Source organism: Acinetobacter sp. YH16044 (assembly GCF_013417145.1).
GTDB classification, from domain to species: Bacteria; Pseudomonadota; Gammaproteobacteria; order Pseudomonadales; family Moraxellaceae; genus Acinetobacter; species Acinetobacter amyesii.
The window spans coordinates 1-2,202 of sequence record NZ_VPEK01000104.1; the positions used below are offsets into that span (position 1 = coordinate 1).

Genomic DNA, 2,202 nt, shown 5'->3' on the forward strand with positions numbered 1-2,202 from the left:
AATGCTCTCACTCTCTCAACATTCTCCACAGCCTTCGTTTTACTCTGGGCTGATGGTGAATGTTGAGAGAGTTTCGGCAATACTCACCCTAAGAGCTTACAAAAAATTGCTTGCTCTTAAAGTATTGCCGAACACCAATTTGGGCTGACGGAGCCACGCATCGGTCGTCCACGACAGTAGGTAATTGTGCTTTCCTACACAGGCTGAGATTACGATTCACACACCGCATCGACACGTTCTCAAACCGAACAGGTCACTTCTCTCTGCGAGGGTTTCCCCAACATACAATTTAAAGCATCCCTGAACTACTCATCACGCTGTTGCTTTGTCGATATCCCCTAGTAGCAACTCCTGCTCTACATTACTGTAAAACAATCGCTGTGGTGCGCTAGCGTCGCTTTATTCCATCCACCCACACCACATGCCTAGACCCGAATAAACGGACACGCAGAAGCGGGCAAAGCTCGAATTCAAGATTGCTTATTTAATGGACACAAAACGATTCAATAACGAAGTAATTCATGTTTTGACTTGAAATTACTGCTCATAACGTTAAAATGTGCGAACAGGTACAAGCCTTTGGTGAAATCTGCACGAGTTGGTAGCTCTGCTGATCTTCGTTATCTGATGCGTCAACATCAAATAACTGCGTACCGCTGAATATAAGAAAAACCCGTTGATACTGCAAGGTGTCAGCGGTTTTTTTTTACTCAATTCAAGCCCTTAACTTTCACTCTTTCTAATTTCTTATTAAAAAATCATCTACATCTATTTGATTAATTTCTATTTTCATTAAAAAATAAGTTTCACTCTTTTTCAAAAAAAAATTGTTATTTGCTCAAATTAAATACACCAATATCTATTTGTTTTTGATTAATTTTTATAAACCCGTCCAAGATTTTTAGACAGTCTAGTTAATACAACAATTTAAATATTAGATAAAATCAGATGGTATATATGTAAAACTATATCTATCCAGTCTGTAAATTTTACAGTCTATTAGACAGTGACTTTAGACAACAATAGGCATCACTTTACAACATGAAAAGTCTTTCAGTTCTTGAATTATCCAAGCTTTACGGCATAAATAGACAGACAATTTACAATCATATAAATAAAGGAATTTTAAGTAAAAATTCTGATAATAAAATTGATTTTTCAGAAGCTATTCGTGTTTTTGGTGAGCCTGCTAAAAAAACCGATGTAAAAGAATCTGTAAAAGTAGACAGTCCAAGTTCGGCAGAAGTCTTACTACTTAGACAGCAGATAGACATACTAAAAAATCAGTTGGATGATGCAAAAAATAGAGAAAGCTTCTATCAAAATCAAATTGAAACTATGCAACGACTATTGGAAGCTCCAAAAACCAATACAACGCAATCTGATGATCCAAAATCAACACAGGCAGAATCCACGGTAGAAGAAAAAGAGGACGTCATAGCTATGCCTCCTAAGGAATCAGAGGTCATCGGGAATAAACGTATTCCTGTCCCTGAACATATTGAGCCAGAACTAGAAAAAAGGGGGTTCTGGAGCCGTTTTTTTAAACCTTATGGCTAATATAAAACAACAATTAGTTGTAAATTAGTTGCAAATTAGTTGATATAATAACTTATGCTTTTGGAGATAAGTTATGTCTGTTCAAGAACGCTTAAATAAATCTACAGTCCAATTTCTTAAGATTGCACATCATGTTGTATTCGCCAGGAAACGCTATGAAAACGGCAGACAAATAGTAGTTTCCCTGATTTATATTGCACAAGATGCACACCCCATAGCGGCAATCACAGGAACAGAGCGATTTTGGGATTGTCACGACATCAGTAAGGCAACACGATCAATTAGACGACACAATAAAAACTGTCTAATCCTGGATCGCAGAGACTTCATTTTTGAGAAAACGGAAGACCTAAGAGGCTTCAATGGCATCCATTGATTATTCGCCAAAGCTAAACAAAACCGTGGAACATTGATTGTTTTTTGATCGTGAAACATGAAAAATCATAAAAAAAGCCCAATCGGGTGTGATTGGGCTATCAACTAGAAACTACAGCATTGATTTCTAAAGAAAATTATAACGCATTTCGTATAAGGTGTATTATGTTAATTTTAGTAGAACTAATAAATCTATATATTTGAAAATGTCATTTTACTCAATTAAATACTCTTCAGATATTTCACACTGTTCAACAAAAAAATGAT

At 36.0% G+C, this 2,202-nt stretch carries 2 protein-coding genes; both read left to right on the top strand.

What is annotated here, in order from left to right; translation table 11 throughout:
• Positions 1 to 1,041 precede the first annotated feature (1,041 nt).
• Entirely contained in the window at positions 1,042 to 1,560 is a 519-nt protein-coding gene (locus tag FTV38_RS17180; protein WP_180023013.1) for a plasmid replication DNA-binding protein, read from the top strand.
• A gap of 73 nt (positions 1,561 to 1,633) precedes the next feature.
• Positions 1,634 to 1,936: a hypothetical protein gene (locus FTV38_RS17185; protein WP_179995781.1), complete on the top strand. Its 303-nt coding sequence runs from the start codon at positions 1,634 to 1,636 to the stop codon at positions 1,934 to 1,936.
• Positions 1,937 to 2,202 lie beyond the last annotated feature (266 nt).

Excerpts from the sequence above, each read along its gene's own strand:
- FTV38_RS17180 (WP_180023013.1), top strand. The coding sequence starts at position 1,042 with ATGAAAAGTCTTTCAGTTCTTGAATTATCCAAGCTTTACGGCATAAAT.
- FTV38_RS17185 (WP_179995781.1), top strand. The coding sequence starts at position 1,634 with ATGTCTGTTCAAGAACGCTTAAATAAATCTACAGTCCAATTTCTTAAG.